General features: G+C 40.7%; 16 protein-coding genes. 10 read left to right on the top strand and 6 right to left on the bottom strand.

The genetic code is table 11. From position 1 onward, the window contains the following. Positions 1 to 127: 127 nt before the first annotated feature. Positions 128 to 1,795, bottom strand: coding sequence for a glycoside hydrolase family 13 protein (locus FC85_RS07210; RefSeq protein ID WP_057864855.1), 1,668 nt, complete (start codon positions 1,793 to 1,795; stop codon positions 128 to 130). Positions 1,796 to 1,834: 39 nt separating this feature from the next. Further along, positions 1,835 to 3,244, bottom strand: a complete 1,410-nt coding sequence (locus tag FC85_RS07205) for an SLC45 family MFS transporter (protein ID WP_147008478.1) — start codon at positions 3,242 to 3,244, stop codon at positions 1,835 to 1,837. Positions 3,245 to 3,603: 359 nt separating this feature from the next. Here FC85_RS07205 and FC85_RS07200 point away from each other — a divergent pair, with 359 nt between their 5' ends. After that, positions 3,604 to 4,602 carry a LacI family DNA-binding transcriptional regulator gene (locus tag FC85_RS07200; protein WP_057864854.1) on the top strand — a complete coding sequence of 333 codons (999 nt, stop codon included), beginning with the start codon at positions 3,604 to 3,606 and terminating at the stop codon, positions 4,600 to 4,602. A 324-nt stretch (positions 4,603 to 4,926) separates the two neighbouring features. Here FC85_RS07200 and FC85_RS07195 read toward each other — a convergent pair whose 3' ends face one another. Beyond that, positions 4,927 to 6,321, bottom strand: a complete 1,395-nt coding sequence (locus FC85_RS07195; protein WP_057864853.1) for an APC family permease — start codon at positions 6,319 to 6,321, stop codon at positions 4,927 to 4,929. A 37-nt stretch (positions 6,322 to 6,358) separates the two neighbouring features. Next, complete coding sequence (gene hflX / locus FC85_RS07190; RefSeq protein ID WP_057864852.1) at positions 6,359 to 7,642, bottom strand: GTPase HflX; 1,284 nt, start codon at positions 7,640 to 7,642, stop codon at positions 6,359 to 6,361. A 610-nt stretch (positions 7,643 to 8,252) separates the two neighbouring features. On the opposite strand from hflX, the gene FC85_RS07185 reads away from it, so the two are divergent. The 6 genes from FC85_RS07185 (at position 8,253) to FC85_RS07160 (ending at position 16,169) form a co-directional block, all read left to right on the top strand. After that, complete coding sequence (locus FC85_RS07185) at positions 8,253 to 9,872, top strand: peptide ABC transporter substrate-binding protein (protein WP_057864851.1); 1,620 nt, start codon at positions 8,253 to 8,255, stop codon at positions 9,870 to 9,872. 515 nt (positions 9,873 to 10,387) lie between these two features. Then, positions 10,388 to 12,007 (top strand): peptide ABC transporter substrate-binding protein, encoded by a 1,620-nt coding sequence (locus FC85_RS07180; protein WP_057864850.1) that lies wholly within the window; start codon positions 10,388 to 10,390, stop codon positions 12,005 to 12,007. 129 nt (positions 12,008 to 12,136) lie between these two features. After that, positions 12,137 to 13,057, top strand: a complete 921-nt coding sequence (gene opp3b / locus FC85_RS07175; protein WP_057864849.1) for an oligopeptide ABC transporter permease — start codon at positions 12,137 to 12,139, stop codon at positions 13,055 to 13,057. Between the two features lie 16 nt (positions 13,058 to 13,073). Further along, the gene (locus FC85_RS07170) at positions 13,074 to 14,102 is read left to right on the top strand and encodes an ABC transporter permease (protein WP_057864848.1); all 1,029 of its coding nucleotides are present in this window, start codon (positions 13,074 to 13,076) and stop codon (positions 14,100 to 14,102) included. A 10-nt stretch (positions 14,103 to 14,112) separates the two neighbouring features. Then, positions 14,113 to 15,210, top strand: a complete 1,098-nt coding sequence (locus FC85_RS07165; RefSeq protein WP_057864847.1) for an ABC transporter ATP-binding protein — start codon at positions 14,113 to 14,115, stop codon at positions 15,208 to 15,210. Beyond that, positions 15,207 to 16,169 (top strand): ABC transporter ATP-binding protein, encoded by a 963-nt coding sequence (locus tag FC85_RS07160; protein ID WP_057864846.1) that lies wholly within the window; start codon positions 15,207 to 15,209, stop codon positions 16,167 to 16,169. The genes FC85_RS07165 and FC85_RS07160 overlap by 4 nt, the downstream gene beginning before the upstream one ends. Positions 16,170 to 16,244: 75 nt before the next feature. Here the strand turns inward: FC85_RS07160 and FC85_RS07155 are convergent, their stop codons facing one another. Beyond that, complete coding sequence (locus FC85_RS07155; protein WP_057864845.1) at positions 16,245 to 16,898, bottom strand: histidine phosphatase family protein; 654 nt, start codon at positions 16,896 to 16,898, stop codon at positions 16,245 to 16,247. 292 nt (positions 16,899 to 17,190) lie between these two features. On the opposite strand from FC85_RS07155, the gene FC85_RS07150 reads away from it, so the two are divergent. Next, positions 17,191 to 17,748, top strand: coding sequence for an RBBP9/YdeN family alpha/beta hydrolase (locus FC85_RS07150; protein WP_186825065.1), 558 nt, complete (start codon positions 17,191 to 17,193; stop codon positions 17,746 to 17,748). Between the two features lie 84 nt (positions 17,749 to 17,832). On the opposite strand, the gene FC85_RS15710 is transcribed toward FC85_RS07150, so the two are convergent. After that, positions 17,833 to 17,994, bottom strand: a complete 162-nt coding sequence (locus FC85_RS15710; protein ID WP_157051280.1) for a phosphoketolase family protein — start codon at positions 17,992 to 17,994, stop codon at positions 17,833 to 17,835. Positions 17,995 to 18,567: 573 nt separating this feature from the next. On the opposite strand from FC85_RS15710, the gene helD reads away from it, so the two are divergent. Together helD and coaA are read left to right on the top strand one after the other, a co-directional pair. After that, positions 18,568 to 20,883: an RNA polymerase recycling motor HelD gene (helD, locus tag FC85_RS07145; RefSeq protein WP_057864844.1), complete on the top strand. Its 2,316-nt coding sequence runs from the start codon at positions 18,568 to 18,570 to the stop codon at positions 20,881 to 20,883. 223 nt (positions 20,884 to 21,106) lie between these two features. Next, the gene (gene coaA, locus FC85_RS07140) at positions 21,107 to 22,036 is read left to right on the top strand and encodes a type I pantothenate kinase (RefSeq protein WP_057864843.1); all 930 of its coding nucleotides are present in this window, start codon (positions 21,107 to 21,109) and stop codon (positions 22,034 to 22,036) included. Positions 22,037 to 22,070: the final 34 nt, after the last annotated feature.

Here is a 22,070-nt window from a genome sequence, read left to right as displayed (position 1 = left end):
GGCCCAGCAAGCAGGCTCCGGCCATATAAGCCCCCTAACTTGATATTCCAAAACCGGGAATACCTTGTTGGCCTTGTTATTTAGCCGAAACGTGGCCGGGATCTAACCGCTTGCTGGGCCACTCTGGCTATTTAAAAACGTAAACCTTACTTTCATATGGTCGAAGTGTTGTACCTTGATCATCCTCGTAATTACCGATTAGGCGCTCAGTTGCGTTTGCCTGATCGTAGTCGCGGGTCACAGTTTGATCGGTAAAGTTGCTAAGGACTAGTAATGTCTGGTCTTCATAGTGACGACGATAAGCAAATACCTCGGCATCTTGCGGATCGATTTCCTCATAGGTCCCATAACGGATTAATTCGGAATCGTGACGCAGAGCAATCAGCTTTTGGTAGTAATAAAAGACTGATTCAGGATCTTCAAGTTCACCGGCGACGTTAATTTCAGTGTAATTTGGATTTAATGCGAACCAAGGTTTGACCTTGGAGAAACCGGCATTTTCCTTGGCATCCCATTGCATTGGTGTCCGGGCGTTATCACGGGAGACGTTTGCTAGATACTTCAGCATTGTCTTACCATCGACAAATTTATTTTCATCGACTAATTCGTGATAGCTGTTGATCGATTCCAAGTCTTCATACTGATCTAGGCTTGTGTAGTGAACGTTGGTCATACCGAGTTCTTCACCTTCATAGACATAAGGAGTTCCCTGCATCATGTGAAGGGTCGTTCCGAGCAGTTTAGCTGCCCGAACCCGATATTTAGGATCGTCGTTGGCAAAGCGGGAAACAGCCCGTGGCTGATCGTGATTGTTCCAGTAAAGACTGTTCCAACCCTGACCATCCAATTCAACTTGCCAACGAGATAGTGCCCGCTTTAAATCAGTAAGTTTAACTGGGGCATCGTTCCATTTTCCGAGACGCTTATCAGGATTTGAACTCAATGAAACATGTTCAAATTGGAAGACCATGTTTAATTCATTGCTCTTTAGCCCTGTATATTCAATTGCATCTTCAGGTTTGGAGCTCGGCATTTCACCCACTGTCATCACATCATAGTGGGAAAGGACTTTGTCGTTCATCTCATGCAAATAATCGTTAAGCTTTGGTCCGTCAGCAACCATCTTTTCAACAGTCGCATAGTTGGCAGGAGCTGGGGCATCTGGTAACCCGGCTGGTTTGGAAATCAGATTAATGACGTCCATTCTGAAACCGTCAACGCCTTTGTCCAACCAGAAACGCATTAAGCTCCAAATAGATTCTCGAACGTCGGGGTTCTCCCAGTTCAAATCAGGTTGGCCGGGTGCAAATAAATGTAAGTAGTATTGGCCACGTTCAGGAACATAGGTCCATGCAGAACCGCCAAAAGCAGCTCCCCAGTTGTTAGGTTCATGACCATCAACCGGATCACGCCAGATATAGTAGTCGGCATATTGATTATCCTGTGATTTTTTACTTTCTTGGAACCATCTGTGTTGATCGGAAGTATGGTTAACAACCAGGTCCATCAATAATTTGATGCCACTTTTGTGTGTCGCTTCAAGCAATTGATCGAAGTCGGCCATTGTGCCATACATTGGGTTAATAGCTTCATAATCAGCAATATCATAACCATTGTCCTTATTAGGGGACTCGTAAATTGGGTTTAACCAAATGACATCAACGCCTAATTTCTTCAAATAAGGAAGTCGTTGTTTGATTCCTGGTAAATCACCAATGCCATCATTGTTGCTGTCTTGAAAACTCATTGGATAAATTTGATAAACGACTGAATCTTGCCACCATTTGTGTGTCATGTTAATTGAACCTCCATTTTTATTTTAAATTAATTTAGTTTACTTTGTTGCTGTTTTTGCCGAGTAGGCTGGGTGAATGACGCTGACGGCTAAGGCGCCGATAAACATCATGATTCCGGCAATTACGATCATACCAGGCATTGATTTGCCGATTAATGGGAAGATTGCGAAGCTGGCAACTGATGCGATAATTTGTGGTAAGCAGATACCGCAGTTGAATAATCCCAGATAAGCACCTTCGTTTTCACCGTGAAGTGATTCGGTAAATAGTGAGAGGGCTTCAGTCTGCATGGTCAGATAACTGATACCAATCAAAGCAAACGGCACGATGAGCAGCATCTGTGAATGAACGAAGAAAACCCAAACCATACCGGCACCACCCATGATTAAACCAATTCTGAACCAGAACTTACGTTGAGTGGGCTTTGTGTGTGACAGAACCATGAAGCCCCAGATAACGGCAGCTAATGATTCAACACAGGTTAAAATGCCAAACCAGTTTCCGGCAGCCTGATAACCGGCAGATGCTGGATTACTTGTATTCCAAACGTTTTTGGCAATTGCACCGGTTCCGTATGTCCAGATATATTGAAATGCGAACCAGTCGAATAATTGAACAAATGATACTTCCCAGAAGGAACGAGGAGCTGTTTTAACTAAGTGCCAAAGACTCGGTTGCTTTTCTTTCTTTTTATCTTCTGGAATCCCATGATAACGGGCATAAGTCATTGGATCGTACTCTTTAACTGACCAGATTGTGTAGAGTGATGTCAATAATAGGACACCAGCACCAATGTAAAAGGCCATCTTAACTGACAGCGGTACTTCACCTTTAGGGGCAACATTAGAAACACCAATCCAGGTTAACAGAAATGGAAAGATGGTTGCAAGCACGCCACCAAGGTTTGAAAATGATTGTTGCCAAGACCATGCTTTGTCTTTTTGGCTCTCATTAACCATATCACCGATAATCATCTTGAATGGCTGCATGCAGACGTTTGATGAGAGATCCATGAAGAGAATCGTAATTGCACCAAACATTAGTGCTGCTAATGAGGCGTACCCAAAGCCGAATGAACCGGCATTGGGTAACAGAATCATGACAAGTGCAGCAATTGGTGCACCAATCATTAAGTAAGGCATCCGTCGGCCAAATCGATTCCAAGTTTGGTCTGAATATTTTCCAATTAAAGGCTGAACGACCATTCCCGCAAGTGGCGGAAGAATAAAGAAGAATCCCAGTTTAGTTGGGTCGGCACCAATGGTCTGAAAAATCCGTCCCATTTGTGAGGATTGGAGTGAGAAGGCCATATTGACACCGAAGAAGCCAAATGTCATTGCGAATATGGTGCTTAATTTTAATGTTGGTAATCCTTTATGTTGCGTTTTAGTTTCAGATTGGGCAGAGGCTGTGTTGGCGGCCTTACCAATTTGTTCTTTAGCAATCATGAAAATTCCTCCCTAGTAAATGGTTCTTATAAATGATTGAACGTTGAAGGTTCGTTGATCAGTGTGTTGACCTGACTGAAATTAAACATGTTAATTGAGCTGGGACAATCTAATGAAGAAACAATCCCCTTCAAACAGTTCTAAAAACAACTTTGAATGAATGATTCCTAACAACTTGGCCAATTCATGAATTGTTAGAAAACGGTTTCATTCATTTCTACAGTGATGATAATATCATCAATTGCAATCGCTTGCAACTCTTTTATATCACCAACACAAACGTTTGTGGAAATATACAAGTTTATTGTGGTAAGATAAGAGCCGAAGTGTCCGAGATTACGGGAAAGGAAGCGGTTATCATGGGAGCCACAATTAAGGATATTGCTGAGTTAGCGGGGGTGTCACCGGCAACTGTTTCGCGTGTCTTATCCGGACAAAGCGATTTTTATTCAGAAAAGACCGCCAGAAGGGTTCATCGGGCGGCTAAAAAACTTGGATATCAGAAGAATACAAGTGCAGTTGAACTGGTTACCAAGACCAGCAAAACCATTGCCGTGATTGTGAGTTCAACCCAAACGAATTTTGCGGATCAGATCATTGATGGCATTCAGGAGCAAGCCATGCAAAAAGATTTGAATGTGATCATTTTGTATGCTGGCGAGAAGAATGCCAAATTACAGAAGCGAGCCCTTGAAACCGTAATTGAACGGTCTGTTCTAGGAATTTTATTGGTAGCGATTGATTTGGATCCCAGCAACGATAATTTGCTAAGGTCGGCGAATATTCCATTTTTATTTCTATCAATTTGTTTTCGCAACCATCGCTTTCCGTTTATTTCGTCAGATGATTTTAAAATCGGTTATCAAGCAACAACTTATCTAATTGAGAAAGGTCACGTCAAAATTGGCTTTGCGGCAGCTGATTTGGAATCGTTTACCGGCCAGTTAAGGTTAGCGGGGTATCGGCGTGCGATGGATGAGTACCAACTTCCCACAAGCCCTGATTGGGTCAGTGATGGCGATTTTGCGTATGAAGATGGCGTGCTGGCAATGAAACAATATGGTGAAGAGACTCAGCTAACGGCAGTAATTGCCTCAAGTGACTTGGCAGCAATTGGGATCCTTAATCAAGCTCAGGCCTTTAATGTTAAGGTACCAAACGATCTATCAGTGGTCAGCATCGATGGCACTTATTTGTGTAACATTGTCCGACCGAGAATAACAAGTGTCACGCAGTCGTTTCGAGAAATGGGCATCAAGGGAATGCAGACGCTGTTAGGGGGGAAGCTGGATCAGTTTGACTTGCTGTATACGGGGATTGGGATTACAGAGAGGGAGAGTGCAAAAAGCCACGGTTAGCTTCCAGAATATAAGCCGCTCAAACTAATATTCCCGATTTTGGAATATTAGTTTGAGCGGCTTATATGGCCGGAAGCTGTGGCACTTTTGCACGTTTCAACTCGGAGGCCCAAACCAACATCAATATTCCCGATTTTGGAAGATTAGTTTGAGTGGCTTATACGGCCGGAAGCTGTGGCAGCAAATAATAAAGGAATAGGTTCCTTGGAGACAGCAAAAACCAGTCAGGACTGATTGAAGTCAGTCACTAACTGGTTTTTGTTTAAGAAATATTGATTTTATTTTGTTACGTTCTGGGATGAATGCTAATTGATGCACTCAGATTTAGTTTTGACTCTTTACTGAATTATCTTGATCATCTTCGTCGATTGGGGCATCTTCATTTTTAATGTCGACAATACCGTTTTTCTTAACTTCATAATAGAAAACAGGGACGCCGACAGCAACAAAGATAAATGATGTGAGGACACCCGGCAAGTCTGACATGATTTCACTGCCAATGACAAATAGTGAACCAAAAATTGCGACAATCGGTGTGAGTGGGAATAATGGTGTTGAGAAAACGCGCTTTGTGTTGGGATTCCGTTTCCGAAGAAGGAAAACACCTACAAATGCCATTACGTAGAAGCAATAAACGGTAAAGATACATAATTCTGACAACCGATCAGCGTTTGAAAAGATAATCATAATGGCGACGATGATTAATTCGGCAATGGTTGAAAAAATTGGGGTATGCGATTTTGGATGTAAGTAAGCTAACGTTTTTGAAAATGGCAGCTGCTTACGCTTAGCCATTGCGTACATAATTCGTGGGAAGGTCATAATTTTACCATTCATACAACCGACAATTGAAATAATAATTCCGATACTGAGGATCTTACCGCCAATCTCTCCGAAAGCTTGATTGGCGAGGTAAGGGATCGCTCCGGTACCTAATTTATGAATTTGTTCAGCAGGGACGGCACGGTAAACACCGTATGAAACCAACATATAAATGACTAAAACAGCTAAAATTCCAAATGTGATTGCTTGGGGAAGCCGTTTACGCGGATTCTTAATTTCGCCTCCCAGATTGGCAACTAAAATCCAGCCATCGAACGCAAATAAGGTTGCCAAAATAGCAACACCAAAGTTGCCGGCTGATTGATGAACTTCAGAAATACTTTGGCCAAAGGCACTTTTGTTACCAAAAAAGAGGCCAAAAATAATCAAGGCGGCGACCGGAACTAATTTACAAACTGTGGTAATAATGGCAAACGTTGCGCCGTAGCGATTAGAGAATAGATTTAAAATGCCGACTAAAATGATGGTGCCAATGGCAATTAATGCATTATATTTGCTTGGGAAGCCAAAAAAATCAGAAAGTAAAATTGCTAAATAAGCTCCTAGTGAAGCAATCATGGCCGGGCCATAAATGATGATCTGCATCCAGCCGGATAAGAACCCCCAGACTTTTCCGTAGATCTTTTCCATATAAACGTACAAGCCGCCGGTCTCTGGCATTTGCGATGCAATTTCGGCGATCGTCAAGCCGGCAGTGATGGTCAAAATACCACCCGCCAGCCATGCAAGTAACCCCATTGTGGTTGAGCCGGCATCATCCAAGACGGCTGATTGGCGAACAAAGACACCGGCACCGATAATCGTTCCGATTACTAGCGATAACGCTGACCAGAGGCCAAGGTCCCGGTCAAGCGACACTTCCTTTTGTTGTTTCATAACGAATTTCTTCCTCTCTGTTATTAACGATTAGTGATTAGTCGGTTGTTAAAACATACTTAGCAAACCGTTTTGCATCAACATCTTTTAGCTCCGCTTTGATGACTGTCCCATCATCACGGTAGTCAGTTTTTAAAATATTAGTGTTGTCATTTAAATAGGAAACGACGTCGCCCTTATCAAACGGAATTAATAACGACAAGGTCTGATAATCTTTAAAAATCTTTTCCTTAATCATGGTGGTTAATTCTTTTAGTGAGTCCTCATCGTTTGCTGACATGATGAGGTTATCTCCCTCACGATTAGGATATTGAACTTCTAATTTGTCAGCTTTGTTTAAAGCAACGATCATTGGTACGTTGGTGATGCCGATTTCGGCCAATGTTTCTTCAGTTGTCTTCATCATCAACTCACGGTGGGGATCGGAATAATCAACCACTTGAATCAGTAAATCGGCACTGGCAGCCTCAGCCAACGTTGATTTGAAGGCTTGGACCAATTGGTGGGGTAACTGGCTGACAAAACCAACCGTATCACTCAGTAAAAACCGTTTTTGATCCGGTAAGGTCAGCTTTCTTACGGAGGTGTCCAAAGTCGCAAATAACATATTTTTGACCATCACTTGTTTATCTTCGTTTTCACCATATAAGTTAATCATGCCGTTCATGACGGTTGACTTGCCCGCGTTAGTGTAACCGACTAAGGCAACCGTTGGCGTTTCGCTGCGGTCACGCTGTTTGCGTTTGGTTAAATCAGCTTTGGAGGATTCTTTCAATTCTGCGTTAACGTGGGTAATCCGTTTCTCCAGCGTTCGTCGGTTTAATTCATATTGTGATTCACCGGCACCACGGTTGGTGAAGCCGCCGCCACTACTAGTACCGGTTTGCTGATCAAGCCGTTGACTGGCGCTGGTGTGCAGACGGGGAAGCTGGTACTTTAGCTTGGCTAATTCAACTTGCAATTTAGCTTCCCGGGACTGTGCCCGGTTGGCAAAGATTTCAAGAATCAAGCCAGTTCGGTCAATAATCCGGGCCTTTGTATTCTTTTCAATATTTCGAATTTGGCTGGGTGATAATTCATCATTTGCCACAATGGTGTTAACACCATCATCGATGACCACTTGGGTTAACTCTTCGATTTTTCCCTTGCCAAAATAAGTAGCTGGGTCTGGCTTATCCAATTTTTGAACCAAGCTTTCAACGACCTTCATATTATTTGCTTCAACTAGGTTGTTTAATTCGGTCATTGAATAGTCAAAGCTGTTTGAATTTCGATTTAGGCCAATCGTAACGACTGGTGTTAAGTTATCTGTTAAGTCCATGAAGTCCTCCTAAGAAATTTTTCTGTTCAAGTATAACACACAAGTGTAAGAAAATCGTAGACAAATCACTTTTGTTACGTTTCTGTGATAATAAGGCTAATAGAGTCGTATGATTGGATCTATTAACCTTATTGTGGAACGGGATCGTATTTTTGTCTCTAGGACGAGTTTTGCGAGATGCAGTTGTTGATGTTTCTTTGATACTGCTTAAAAATAATTCTCATAGTGAATCTAGGATTTGGGACAATGATGATTAATAATCAGGCTGTTACTTTATCAAACCCCAAGGTTAACTTCAAATATTTTGTCATAAATGATGGTTAATTGTAAAACGTAACTAATCTATTTGGTGATTAAAAAATTCAACCTATTATAGGATGTCCGAATTCAACCTAATTTTTGCGATCAAAGTGAGTTGTTGGAGAAGTTTAGCCTCATTTTTTCTTAATCGATTGGTGGCTTGTTTACAGCATGCGCACAAGTAATTATGATGAATTTAAAATAGAATCTTTGGAATACATTACAAATTCATGTTGCGTTTAATCGAATTTTCATTTAAAATTTAAACTTGTTCATTAATCAAAGACATAATCGAAGGGATGTATTTTTTATGAAGCTAGGTTCATTTGCAAAGATTAGCGGGATTGCTGCACTTTCGGCGTTAATTCTTGCTGGTTGTGGTCAGTCATCAGCAACTAAAAGCGGCAAGAATGAGTTGACGTGGGTTCAAAGTAGTAACATGCCAACAATGGATTTATCAAAAGCAACTGATCAAATTTCCGGTCAAACCTTAAATGGTTCTAATGAAGGACTACTGAGAATGGCAGAGAATAATGAGGTTGTTCCGGGAGTGGCCAAGAGTTATACGATCTCTAAAGATGGAAAAACGTGGACATTTAATTTACGACATTCTAAATGGAGTGATGGGACTGCCGTAACAGCTAAGGATTTTGTTTATTCGTGGCGGCGGACCTTGGATCCTAAAACAGCATCACAATATGCTTACATCTTTGACCATGTTGCCAATGCAACTAAAGTTAATGAAGGTAAATTACCATTATCCAAGTTAGGGGTTAAGGCGGATGGCAATTACAAATTGGTTGTCACGTTGGCTCGACCACAAAGTTATTTTAAATACCTCGTTGCCCAGTCGTATTTCTTCCCACAAAAGGAATCAGTCGTTAAAAAAGACGGTGGTAAATATGGGACGACCAGCAAGGACATGATTTATAATGGACCTTTCAAATTAACGGGATGGACTGGAACCAATGATACTTGGAGTCTGGTTAAAAATAAGCATTACTGGAATGCCAAGAAGGTCACCCTGGATAAGATTAAGTTCCAGGTTGCCAAAGACCCGGCCACTGCTTTGAATCAGTATCAAAGCGGTAAAGTGCAAGTAACACCACTGGTTGGTCAACAAGTTAAGCAGTATAAGACTAATAAAGACTTTGTGTTACGAAAGAACGCGGCAACCTTCTATTTGGAAATGAATCAGAAGAAATACGCCTTCTTTAGAAATCAGAACATTCGTAAAGCAATTTCTTTAACGATCAATCGCCAACAATTAACCGATAAAGTCCTCGCTGACGGTTCGGTTCCGGCAAAGGGACTGGTTGCCGCCAATATGTCACTTCATAATGGTAAGGATTTTGCTGACCAAGCAGAAGTTAAAGGTGCGACATCTCAAAATTTGGTGGAAGCTAAAAAGTTATGGGCGAAGGGATTAAAAGAAACTGGTAAGAAGTCAGTTTCCTTTAACCTAATGGCTGATGATACTGAAGCTGGTAAGCGAACGACTGAATTTGTCCAAAGTCAGCTGACAAAGCTGCCCGGTTTTAAAGTAACCAATCAAAACCTACCATATAAGACACGACTACAACGATCGGCCGATGGTCAGTTTGACATGGTAGTGACCGCTTGGATTGCCGATTTCCCAGATCCAATCACATTCTTATCGTTGTTGACATCTGATAACTCATACAACAATGGAAAATGGCAGAATGCCCAGTATGATAAGTTGGTTGCTGATGCTGAAGGTAAGGATGCGAATAATGCTAATAAGCGTTGGGATGACATGGTGAAGGCAGAAAAGGTATTGGCAAACGATGAGGGAATTGTGCCGCTATACCAACAAGCAACCCCACAACTGGTTAAATCCGGTATTAAAGGGATTCAGTATTTCCCAACGGCGCCAATTTGGGACTGGAGCAAAGTAACAGTCAAATAAGTTTTAAACATAGATAAGTAAATAGGTGAAGGCTGAGGCGATTTTTCATTTGCCTCGGCCTTTTTTGCGTTTGCGAACACTGTTTCATCTGCTCGAAATAAGAAAGTAGTCTAACCTAAGATGTGATCAGAGGGACGGCACGCTTTTTGCATTTTATCTCTAAATGATGTATATTTTCACCTATAAAAAAATTGTGGACAATCTTATTTTGTTAACCGAATATGTGAACACAATGTTAACAAATGATTTAAACGGTTTTTTCGAAGGAGGATTATTCTGTTGATGAGTTTTTATTGTTAAAATGAGATCGGTGATTTGTATGATCATTAATACGAAAAGGGCATCTAAACTAAGTGCGACTAGCAATGAAGGTTTCACAGATCAAGCATCTAATCATAACGAAAAGATTAAAAATTAAAAAAAGTTAATCATCGCATTGCTTTTAATCAAATTTTAATTTAAAATAGATGCATTACAAAATTAGTTAAGAAAATTTGGAAGGGAAGTATCGCAATATGAAATTAAATTCATTCGCGAAACTAAGTGGGGTAGCGCTATTATCAGCGTTAGTTCTCGCGGGATGTGGGAGCAAATCCTCATCCACAGGTACTAAGAAACAAACGTTAAATTGGATGGTTCCATCAAGTATTTCAACCATGGATACATCAAAGATGACTGATCTTTATTCATCACAAGTTGCTAATGCGACCAATGAGGGTCTTCTTCGCATGGGGAACAGTAAGGTAACTCCCGGAGTTGCAAAGAGTTACAAGATTTCTAATGGTGGTAAAACATGGACATTTAATTTGCGTCATTCAAAATGGAATGATGGCAAACCAGTTACTGCGGAAGATTTTGTCTTTGCATGGCAGAGAACAGTCAGCCCCAAGACTGCTTCACAATATGCATACATATTTGGTAACGTTAAGAACGCCACTCAAATTTCAGCTGGCAAAATGTCACCCTCTAAGTTAGGGGTTAAGGCAGATGGCAATTATAAATTAGTTGTTACTTTGAACAAGCCACAAAGTTTCTTTAAATACATGGTTGCGCAGGGCTACTACTTCCCACAAGAGAAATCTATTGTTCAGAAGTATGGTTCTAATTATGCTACCAATGCAACTAAGAATGGGTATAACGGACCATTTATTCTTAAGGGATGGAATGGTACCAACGATACATTCAAGTTAGTTAAGAATCCGAAATACTGGGATGCTAAGAAGGTTAAGCTGTCAACGGTTAACTTCCAGACAATTAAGGATCCCTCAACTGCTTTGAATAGTTATCAAAGTAATAAGCTTGACTTTACAACGTTAAATGGGACTCAAGTTAAGCAATACAAGAATAACAAAGATTATCATGATTATCTTGAAGCTTCCTCGTTCTATTTGGAAATGAACGAAAAGAAAGATCCAATGTTTAAGAATAAGAATATTCGAAGAGCACTTTCCCTTGCAATTGATAAGAAGCAGTTTGTTGACAAAGTGTTAGCTGATGGTTCAATTGCTCCTAAAGGATATGTACCCGCAAAGATGTCGTCGCATAATGGTAAAGATTTTGCCGATCAAGCATATGTTAAAGATGCAGTTGAATATAATTTAGCTCAAGCTAAGAAGTACTGGGCTAAGGGATTGAAAGAAACTGGCAAGAAATCTGTTTCCCTTACCTTATTATCTGATGATACGGATGGTGCAAAGAAGAACACAGAATTTGTTCAAAGCCAATTAACTAAATTACCTGGTCTAAAGATTACTAACCAAAATGTGCCATTTAAGACGCGTCTCTCACGTTCACAAAATGGTCAATTTGATCTTGTTATCACTGCATGGATTGCTGATTATCCAGATCCATCGAACTTCTTGGATCTCTTTACATCAACTAATTCACAAAACAATGGTAAATGGAAGAACGCTCAATATGATGCTTTGATTAAAAAGTCTGAAAGTACCGATGCTAACAATGAAACAGCTCGTTGGAACGATATGGTTCAAGCTGAAAAGATCTTAATGAATGATCAAGGGATTGTGCCATTATATCAGCAAGCTCAATCAACTTTGATGCAATCCAAAGTCAAAGGTGTTCAATTCTTCCCAACATCTCCACAATGGGCTTGGGATAAAGCTTCAATTAAGTAGTCAAAATGTAGTATCATAAGTTAACAGTTCGATGCAATTGAGGCTGGTGATTGTGTGTCCAGTCTCTTTTACATTATTTGGACTTATTAGAAATAGTTACTAAGATAATTAGAAATGAGAGGAATTTCTATGGCAAAGTACTTGGCGAAAAGAATATTCTACATTATTCTGACCTTGTTTATTGTTACGACAGCTACCTTCTTTCTGATGAAATTTATGCCCGGGACGCCGTTGACTAACCAAGCTAAGTTAACGCCAGGCCAGATTCATCAGATTTATAAGCAATATGGACTGGATAAGCCACTTTGGCAGCAGTATTTGGTTTATCTGGGCGGGGTTGTTCATGGTAATTTTGGAACATCCTTCCAGTTTAGTAACCAACCAGTTTCGTACCTGATTGGCAGTCGAATGGGACCTTCACTGACTATTGGTGGTGAAGCAATGGTTGTTGGTGTATTGGCAGGCTTAGTTGTTGGAGCAATTGGTGCTATTAAAGCGAACACTTGGGTTGATACGACAGCAACAATCATTTCAATCTTGGGTGTTTCAATTCCATCATTTGTTTTGGCTGTCTTGCTTCAATATTATTTAGGTTTAAAACTAAGATGGTTCCCGATTGCTGACTGGGGTGGCTTCATGTATACCGTCCTACCAACTTTGGCGCTGGCCGCGTCGCCATTAGCTGAAACCGCGCGATTTATGCGAACGCAAATGGTGGATGTGTTAAGTTCCGATTATATTGAACTTGCCAAGGCTAAAGGAATGGGCAAAGTTGGCATTATTTATCATCATGCTCTCCGAAATAGTTTAATTCCGGTTGTAACCATTGTTGGCCCGTTGGCCGTTGGAATTATGACCGGATCAATGGTTGTTGAAAACATCTTTTCGATCCCAGGAATTGGTGAGCAATTTGTGAAGTCAGTTCTGACGAACGATTATCCAACGATTATGGGACTAACAATTGTTTATTGTGCGATGCTTTGTGTTGTGCTGCTGATCACTGATATCGTTTACGGCATCATTGATCCACGAATTAGAATTAATAAGTAGGAGGGACTATATAATAATGGCAGATAATGCAAAACATATCTCAGCTGGCGATTTTAAGCCAATTTCTGCTGAAGATCGCGGAAATTTAGATAGTGAAAAAATTTCGGCGCCCTCATTAACTTTCTTACAAGATTCGTGGCGTCGATTCAGAAAAAATAAAGCAGCAATGATTGCATTGATTATTTTGATCATTCTGTTCATTTTGGCATTTGGTTCCAATCTCTTTGAAACTCATGCGCCTAATGCAACCAATCCGAATTTAGCTAATTTACCACCAAAGATCCCTGGTATTGATATCAATGGATTTAACGGGACACTTGATCAGTCCGGTCAACGGATTAATGCTTATGCGCAAGCTCATGCCGGATCTAAGTACTTCATTTTAGGAACTGATTATTTAGGCCGTGATTTATTTTCCCGGATCCTTTATGGAACCCGGATTTCATTAACAATTGCGTTGGTTGCCAGTTTCTTTGATTTGGCAGTTGGGGTTGTTTATGGTGTGATTTCCGGCTGGATTGGTGGCTGGGTTGATACTTTCATGCAACGAATCATTGAAATTTTGCTGTCGATTCCTAACTTGGTTGTTATTATTTTGTTGATGGTGATCTTGAAACCAGGAATGGAATCAATTATTATTGCGATCGCGTTAACTAGTTGGATTAACATGGCCCGACTGATTCGAGCGCAAACGCTGGAATTAAAGAACCAAGAGTTTGTGTTAGCCGCGAGAACGTTGGGTGAGAGTTCGATTAAAATTGGATTTAAACACTTATTGCCCAACTTGAGTAGTATTATTATCATTAATTTAATGTTTACGATTCCAACGGCTATTTTCTTTGAGGCCTTCTTATCGTATATCGGAATTGGTGTTTCGGCACCACAAGCTTCACTTGGTACGTTAATTAATGATGGACAAAAGAACTTCCAATTCCTGCCATATCAAATGTGGTATCCAGCAATTGTCTTGTCCTTATTAATGATTGCATTTAACATCTTGGGTGATGGTATGCGTGATGCCTTTGACCCAAAGAGTAGAGAGTAGGTGATTTGAGATGGAAAACGCGAATGATATTCTTGAGGTCCGAAATCTCAAAATCAACTTCAAAACTTATGCCGGTACTGTCAAAGCCATTCGAGATATTAGTTTTGATCTGCGAAAAGGGGAAACTCTTGCAATCGTTGGTGAATCCGGTTCTGGTAAATCGGTTACCACGCGAAGTATTATGGGATTAAATGCAGAAAATGCGGTCATTGACGGCGGCACGATTATGTATAAAGACCAAGATTTGTTGAAGAAAACCCGTAAACAAATGGATCAAATTCGTGGCCGTGACATTGCTGAAATCTTTCAGGATCCAATGACGTCTCTGGATCCGACAATGAAGATTGGTAAGCAAATTGCTGAACCACTGATTATTCATAAAGGGATGAAACGTGAAAAAGCATATGCCCAAGCCTTGGAAATGATGAAACTGGTTGGGATTGATAATGCTAAAGAACGGATTAACGATTACCCTCATCAATTTTCAGGCGGAATGCGTCAACGGATTGTGATTGCGATTGCGTTGGTCAATTATCCAGAAATTCTAATTGCTGATGAGCCAACCACTGCCTTGGATGTGACAATTCAAGCTCAGATCCTTGATTTGATGAAAGAATTACAGGCGAAGACCAATACCTCCATTATTTTCATTACTCATGATTTGGGCGTTGTGGCTGGAATGGCTGATCGGGTTGCTGTTATGTATGCTGGTAAAATCGTTGAATATGGGACTGTTGATGAAATCTTTTACAATCCTAAGCATCCATATACTTGGGGCTTGCTTAATTCAATGCCAACAATGGATACATCAGGAACTGAATTGCCTTCAATTCCCGGGACACCCCCTGATTTACTTGATCCGCCCAAGGGTGATGCCTTTGCAGCCAGAAATCAATATGCACTGGAAATTGATACAAAGCAGCAACCACCGTTCTTCAAAGTTTCGGATACGCACTATGCTGCAACTTGGCTTTTGGATCCAAGAGCTCCTAAAGTAACACCACCTGATCCGATTATTGAACGTCAAAAGCATTATGCGCAATTAACGCATGAAGCGATTGATAAAAGTCGTGGCAAACACATTGAAGAACAGGAGGAGCAACTGTGATTGACTATTCAGACGAAAATAAAATTTTACAGGTTGAACATCTAAAACAGTATTTTAATGTTGGTAAACCAGATGAAGTTAAAGCGGTTGATGATATTTCGTTTGATGTTTATCGTGGTGAAACGTTTGGGTTGGTTGGTGAATCCGGTTCTGGTAAAACAACGACCGGTCGGGCAATCATCCATTTATATGAGCCAACTTCTGGTAAAATCGTTTTTGACGGTCAAGATGTTTCAAAGCTAAGAACCAAGCAGCAGAAGAAACACTTCCGTCGTGAAATGCAGATGATCTTCCAAGATCCATATGCTTCGTTGAACCCACGAATGAAGGTTAAGGATATTGTTGCTGAAGGGATTGACATTAATCATTTGGCAAAGGATGATGCCGATCGATCCAAGCAGGTTGAAGATTTGCTCGAGACCGTTGGTTTAAACCGAGACCATTCCAGCCGATACCCACATGAATTTTCAGGTGGTCAGCGGCAACGAATCGGAATTGCCAGAGCGTTAGCCGTTCAACCGCAGTTTATTATTGCTGATGAGCCAATTTCTGCTTTGGATGTTTCAATTCAAGCTCAAGTTGTCAACTTGTTAAAGAAGTTGCAGCGAGAACGTAATTTGACCTATCTCTTTATTGCCCATGACCTTTCGATGGTTAAGTATATTAGTGATCGAATTGGCGTTATGCATTACGGCAGAATGTTGGAGATTGCAACTTCCGATGAAATTTACGCCCATCCATTGCATGATTACACTGCTAGTCTTTTGTCGGCTGTCCCAGTTCCCGACCCTGAGTATGAACGGGCCCGAACTCAGATTCCGTATGATGCCAGCCAAGAATTTGACGGTAAGGATCGTAAGTTAGTCGAAATTGCGCCTCATCACTGGATTAGAGCAAGTGAAGACGAAATTCCGATCTATAAGAAACGGTTAACCGAACCTTCACGATTACAAAAATAGCTACTAAAAAAGTCGTTGTCCAGATTTGTGGACAACGACTTTTTTAGTAGCTATTTTTAGCGTTGAAGATTGTGATTATAGTTGAGTACCAACATTGTTAAAATATTCAACTGATAGTTGTTTGCCATCCCAGTTAACTTTTGTGACACTGCCGTTTTTGGTTGAAACGTCAACGGGAATATCACTCCATTTGCTCACAACGTTTCGGATTAAGGTCCCATGGGTAGCCAGCAAGATTTTATCGCCGTCTTTAGCGTCTTGGATGACTTGGTCAATTCCCGGCTGCAGGCGCGCCCAGAAAGTGTCACTACTTTCAGCATCACCATAAGGATCACCCTTAGCGATCATGTCTTCGGCCTTGTCGATGCCAAATTCAGCGATTAGACCATGGAATGAGTTGATGCCAATTGGGCCGCCAATTGTGTGCCATGTTTTCACGTCATCTTCACCTTCGTAATAGCCAAAATTCAATTCACGAAAGGCTGCGGTAGCAATTGTGGTCGTTAACGTTGACGGGTTTTCTTTCAAAATCAATTCGCCGGTTTGAATGGCTCGCGGCGCATCACTACTATATGCCGCGTCGAAATGAATTTGACTAAGTCGTTTACCCGCGTCCACTGCATCAGCGATTCCTTTGTCAGTTAACGGAGAGTCCGCCCATCCTTGGATTCGGTGATATTTATTTAAATATGTTTGACCATGGCGAACAAAATAAAGTGAAATTGTCATCTGAAATCCTCCTAAATATAGTGACTATTTGGAATATTCATCATCTCGTCATTTAGGTTGAGATGATGGTTTATTGAAATAGTCATAAGTATACATTTACTTAAAACATCTAAATTATATCATACGTTATAAGGATTAATAAAACCGTACCAATCACAAAATGATTTTTGCAATCTATTTACAAAGTTGTCATCGAGAATTTACATTAATCCGTCAGAATAAAAAGCAGCTGATTATGATTGTAAATTATCTTATAATGAGTAACTAATTACAACTTTAATGAAGGTGAATAATGATGACAGAAATGATTTATATGTTTCATGGGTACACATCCTTTGGTACGGATCATTGGTTTCCGTGGCTTGAAAGGGAAGTTGAACAAAAATTAAAGATACCGTTTAAGAAACTGAATTTTCCTGATTCCAATCACCCGGATGTCCAGGCTTGGGATCAATATTGCGACAGGACAATTGAGGCTAAAGATGGGATGACCTTGATTGGTCATAGTCTGGGTTGCATTCAGGTGCTCCATTACTTAGCTAAACAGGATGTCAAAAATGTTAATGTATTACTGGTTTCGGGCTTTGACGAACCGATTTGGACACTCCCCGAACTGGATTCCTTCACAGAACATCCCGTTGATTATACTCAAATTTTGCCAAAGATTAACCAAGTGACGGTGATTTCCGCGTTAAATGATCCCAGTGTGCCATATCCCTACACGTTAACATTGGCCAGACATCTGCATGCCAAATTTGTCTTGATGCCAACGGGGCACCACTTTACGGATAACGGTAAGGATAAACAGTTACCCATTGCATTTAAGGAGTTAAAGACGTTACTCGATTAACGCTTGATTGTGGCTTATAGATGATTAATGAATTTGCAAAGGCAGTTTACGACCGATGTGCCTTTCTCCCACATTCATTAACGATCAATACTTATTTTTCAAGTTACCGGACCATTTCCAATTCGTGACCTCTGGTATATCTGTCCCATAATGGCGGATAAAGCCATGATGTTTGGCTAACATTTGATCCATATTACCAACTAAATTACTGGCTTCGTTGACCAACTTGTGGTCCTTTTCTGCCAAGTGACCCCAGTTACCTGGATCTGATGGAATGCGTGAAAAATGTCTATGATGTTCAATGATGGATAAGTCACGTCACCATTTGTTTCAACAAAGTGAGGATGCCAGTCTGTGCCTCTGAAATAGTCAGTAAGGGTTTGATCATTCCTTATTAGATATTAAGAATCTAATATTCTGCAGTATAAAGGCCAGCGAGTGGAAACGTGCGATCACCAGCAGCTCCCGGCCATATAAGCGTCCCTAACTAAATATTCAAGTTCGGAATATTTGAGGAATGTCTAGGCAGCCAAGCTGAAACGTGATCCAAGCAGCAACTTCCGGCCATATAACCTCTCCTAATCAAATATTCAAGCCCAAATATTCTGTGTGATAAAGGCAACCGAGTCGAAACGTGCGACCACCAGCAGCCCCCGGCCATATAAGCGTCCCTAACTAAATATTCAGGTTCGGAATATTTAGTTAGGGACGCTTATATTCTGGGAGCTAACCGCTGGTGATCACACTCTGCTACAAATCTTTGAATTCATTAGATAAATATGATAAACTAGTTAGTCAAATTGCTAGGGGAGGCATATTATGGCAGATAATATTAAACAACAAGAACAACAACACTTAGACGGCGTCATTTACAAGATTAAAGTCGCCGAGACTAGTCTTGAAAAGAAGATTAAATCAACTAAAAAAGACGTCAAAGACATTTACGCCAACTTTAACAATGATGTTCGACTTAAAACTTCAACTTACAGCGGCATGATGGATACCGCGATGTCGATTCGACAACAACAACAGATGCTTTCTGAACGTGAAAACCGCCAAGAACATGCTGCCCGCGAACTTGGGACGCTTAACAAACTTGAAGGTAATCCATACTTTGCTCGGATTGACTTTCATGAAACTGGTGAGAAACGTTCCGAAACGATTTACATCGGGATGGCGTCATTTACCGATAAACCCGACCATTATTTAATTTATGATTGGCGGGCTCCGATTTCCAGCATTTATTACAATGGTGGGATTGGGGATGTCACCTACATGACACCTGATGGTGAACAAACCGTTAACGTTAAATTAAAGCGACAATTTCAAATTGAAAATTCAAAAATTAAGACAGTCTTTGACACCGAAGAAGTTGTCGGTGATCAGATGCTTCTCGATGCGTTGAGTAATCGTTCTGATACTAAGATGAAGAGTATCGTGACGACCATTCAAAAGGAACAAAACCAGATTATCCGGGACACAAATTCAGAATTACTATTTGTTCAAGGTGCTGCCGGATCCGGTAAAACGGCGGCGGTTTTGCAACGGGTCGCCTATTTACTTTATCAATACCGTGGTAATCTTCATTCTGGTCAGATTATTTTGTTCTCACCTAATCAATTGTTTAATGATTACATTAATCAGGTGCTACCTGAATTGGGTGAACAAAACATGGTCCAGATGACGTTTTATCAATATAGTTCGTATCGATTGCCAAGTTTGAAAGTTGAAACACTGGCGCAACGATTTGATGAACAAATTGAGGAACGCGCTCAAAAAATTAATGATATCAAAGGTAGCTTGGATTACTTTAAAGCGGTCAGTGCCTATGCTAATCATTTGAACAAAGAAGACATGCGGTTTAGAAACTTGATGTTCAACGGGTCAGTGATGTTCCCCAAAGAAAAAGTCGAAGAAATCTACTATAGTTTTAATGAGAACTATAATTTACGAAATCGGCTGGATGCGACTAAGGAAAAGTTGCTGAAAATGTTAAACCGAAAGATTCACGTTGAAATGCGGAAGAAATGGGTTGAAGACGCCGTGCAGACCTTATCACGGGAAGAAATTCAACAGATGCATCAAAAGGGTGAACAAGAGGAAATTCTGGATTCTGACAAGGAATTTAAGTTCTTAGCGCGACAAATTGTGGTGAAAGCTTTCAGTAAGCTACATCGGCAAATTATCCGTAACCATTTCTTGAGTATCAACAATCAATTTGTTCATATGCTGCGGAGTTGTCCGCAAATTGTTGATTTAGGCCACTATGGTCTTGATGAAACGCAGTGGAAGGAAGATATTAAGGCAACGATTGGTCGCTTGAAACAGGGGCGGCTATCATTGGCTGATGCATCGGCCTACCTTTATCTTTATGATCTGATGACGGGTAAACGGGGCGATAAGGATATTCGTTACCTGTTTATCGATGAAGTTCAAGATTATTCAGCCTTTCAGCTCGCCTTTTTGAAATTTAGTTTTCCACGAGCTAAATTTACCCTGCTGGGTGATCTGAATCAAGCCATTTTTACTCATGAAAATAGCCGCAAGTTGCTGGATGAATTAAGTACCATGTTCCCAGCTGATAAGACGCGGGTTGTTCAATTAACCAAGTCATATCGTTCAACTGAACAAATTACTAACTTTACCAAGCACTTATTAACCAATGGTGAGGAAATTGTGCCGTTTAATCGAGAAGGCGAATTACCCCACATTTATGTTGAAGACGGGGTAGACGCAGCCGTTGAAACCGTCAAGAGACAGGCTGAGATTAACTTGAACGATCACGAAACAACGGCAATTATTGGTAAGACATTGAAAGAGTGTGAGATGTTAACTAATAAATTAGCCGAGACTGGTGTTCGGGCGACCTTGATTAGGACTGAGAATCAACGGTTGGTTAAAGGAATTATTGTCGTACCATCCTACCTTGCCAAAGGATTGGAATTTGATAGTGTCATTATGTGGGATGCGTCAAGTGATTGTTACGGCAATGAACGTGACCGACAATTGGTTTACACCATTTGTACCCGAGCCATGCATCGGTTGACAATTATTGCTACTCACGACTTGTCACCATTGTTTGATCGAGTTCCTGAAAGTGAATATGTAATGGAGAAGTCGACGGCTCGGTCGTAGCGAGGTGAAAGCGACATAAGCCTTGTTTCACATGTAATAGAAACCGTCATTATGTACGATGACGCCTTGTAACATCGATTTTAAAGGGACAACACTAATATCAAAAGTCGGGGCAGTTAAATTCTGTTCCGGCTTTTTTTGATGAATGTGTTTTAGCAGAAGTTCCAACCTCGTTGACATGTTATAATGAAACGATATAAGAACATTCGGAGATTAAGCAGATATGGATGATTTAATTAATTATTACTCATTTACCAAGTCTGAGTGGAAACACTTTTATGATGAAAATGAACGTAATTTGCCACTGACCCCTAGTGAGTTGAAGCACATCAAGGCTTTTAACGACCAAATTTCAATTGAAGATGTTGCCGATATTTACAAACCGTTGGTGCACATGATTCGGCTGCAGAAAAATAACTTTGATAAGTGGCAGACAACTAAAGCCCGCTTTTTACATAAGCGGGTGCGGACGGTACCGTTTATTATTGGGATTTCCGGTAGCGTGGCGGTTGGTAAATCGACCACTGCCCGAGTCTTGGAAGAACTACTCAGCAACTATTTCACCGGTGAGCACGTGAAGCTGATTACCACCGATGGTTTTTTGTATTCCAACGCTGAGTTGAGAAAACGGGGAATTTACGATAAAAAAGGGTTTCCGGAAAGTTACGACATGCGTCAGTTGATTACCTTTTTGAACGAGGTTAAAGCCGGGGTGCCGGTTACGAAGTCGCCAGTCTACTCACACCAAAGTTACGACATTATTCCCAATCGTTTTGAATTGGTTGACCGTCCCGATGTTTTAATCGTCGAGGGAATTAATACCCTGCAATTGCCAAGCAATGAACAAATTTACATTAGTGACTTTACCGATTTTTCGATTTACATGGATGCAGATGAAAAGTTAATTGAGAAATGGTATTTGGATCGATTTGGTCGTCTAATGGATACCGCGTTTCAGGATCCGGATAATTATTACTATGATTATGCGATTGGTGACCGCCAGGAAGCCTTTAAGATGGCACGGCGGGTGTGGGATACAATTGACCTGCCGAACCTTAAGGCAAATATTCTCCCAACCCGGTCGCGAGCTGATATGATAATGCACAAGACCGAACATCATATTATTGATCGATTGTACCTTAGAAAATATTGAATGTTTGGATTTTCAAAATAAAGTTGACCAAACG

Origin of the sequence: Lentilactobacillus diolivorans DSM 14421, from assembly GCF_001434255.1 — a bacterium.
GTDB classification, from domain to species: domain Bacteria; phylum Bacillota; class Bacilli; order Lactobacillales; family Lactobacillaceae; genus Lentilactobacillus; species Lentilactobacillus diolivorans.
This window is presented reverse-complemented; position numbering and strand designations above follow the sequence as displayed.

Bases quoted from the DNA above. Each gene is read 5' to 3' on its own strand.
- FC85_RS07210 (WP_057864855.1), bottom strand. From the start codon at position 1,795: ATGACACACAAATGGTGGCAAGATTCAGTCGTTTATCAAATTTATCCA.
- FC85_RS07205 (WP_147008478.1), bottom strand. From the start codon at position 3,244: ATGATTGCTAAAGAACAAATTGGTAAGGCCGCCAACACAGCCTCTGCC.
- FC85_RS07200 (WP_057864854.1), top strand. From the start codon at position 3,604: ATGGGAGCCACAATTAAGGATATTGCTGAGTTAGCGGGGGTGTCACCG.
- FC85_RS07195 (WP_057864853.1), bottom strand. From the start codon at position 6,321: ATGAAACAACAAAAGGAAGTGTCGCTTGACCGGGACCTTGGCCTCTGG.
- hflX (WP_057864852.1), bottom strand. From the start codon at position 7,642: ATGGACTTAACAGATAACTTAACACCAGTCGTTACGATTGGCCTAAAT.
- FC85_RS07185 (WP_057864851.1), top strand. From the start codon at position 8,253: ATGAAGCTAGGTTCATTTGCAAAGATTAGCGGGATTGCTGCACTTTCG.
- FC85_RS07180 (WP_057864850.1), top strand. From the start codon at position 10,388: ATGAAATTAAATTCATTCGCGAAACTAAGTGGGGTAGCGCTATTATCA.
- opp3b (WP_057864849.1), top strand. From the start codon at position 12,137: ATGGCAAAGTACTTGGCGAAAAGAATATTCTACATTATTCTGACCTTG.
- FC85_RS07170 (WP_057864848.1), top strand. From the start codon at position 13,074: ATGGCAGATAATGCAAAACATATCTCAGCTGGCGATTTTAAGCCAATT.
- FC85_RS07165 (WP_057864847.1), top strand. From the start codon at position 14,113: ATGGAAAACGCGAATGATATTCTTGAGGTCCGAAATCTCAAAATCAAC.
- FC85_RS07155 (WP_057864845.1), bottom strand. From the start codon at position 16,898: ATGACAATTTCACTTTATTTTGTTCGCCATGGTCAAACATATTTAAAT.
- FC85_RS07150 (WP_186825065.1), top strand. From the start codon at position 17,191: ATGATGACAGAAATGATTTATATGTTTCATGGGTACACATCCTTTGGT.
- helD (WP_057864844.1), top strand. From the start codon at position 18,568: ATGGCAGATAATATTAAACAACAAGAACAACAACACTTAGACGGCGTC.
- coaA (WP_057864843.1), top strand. From the start codon at position 21,107: ATGGATGATTTAATTAATTATTACTCATTTACCAAGTCTGAGTGGAAA.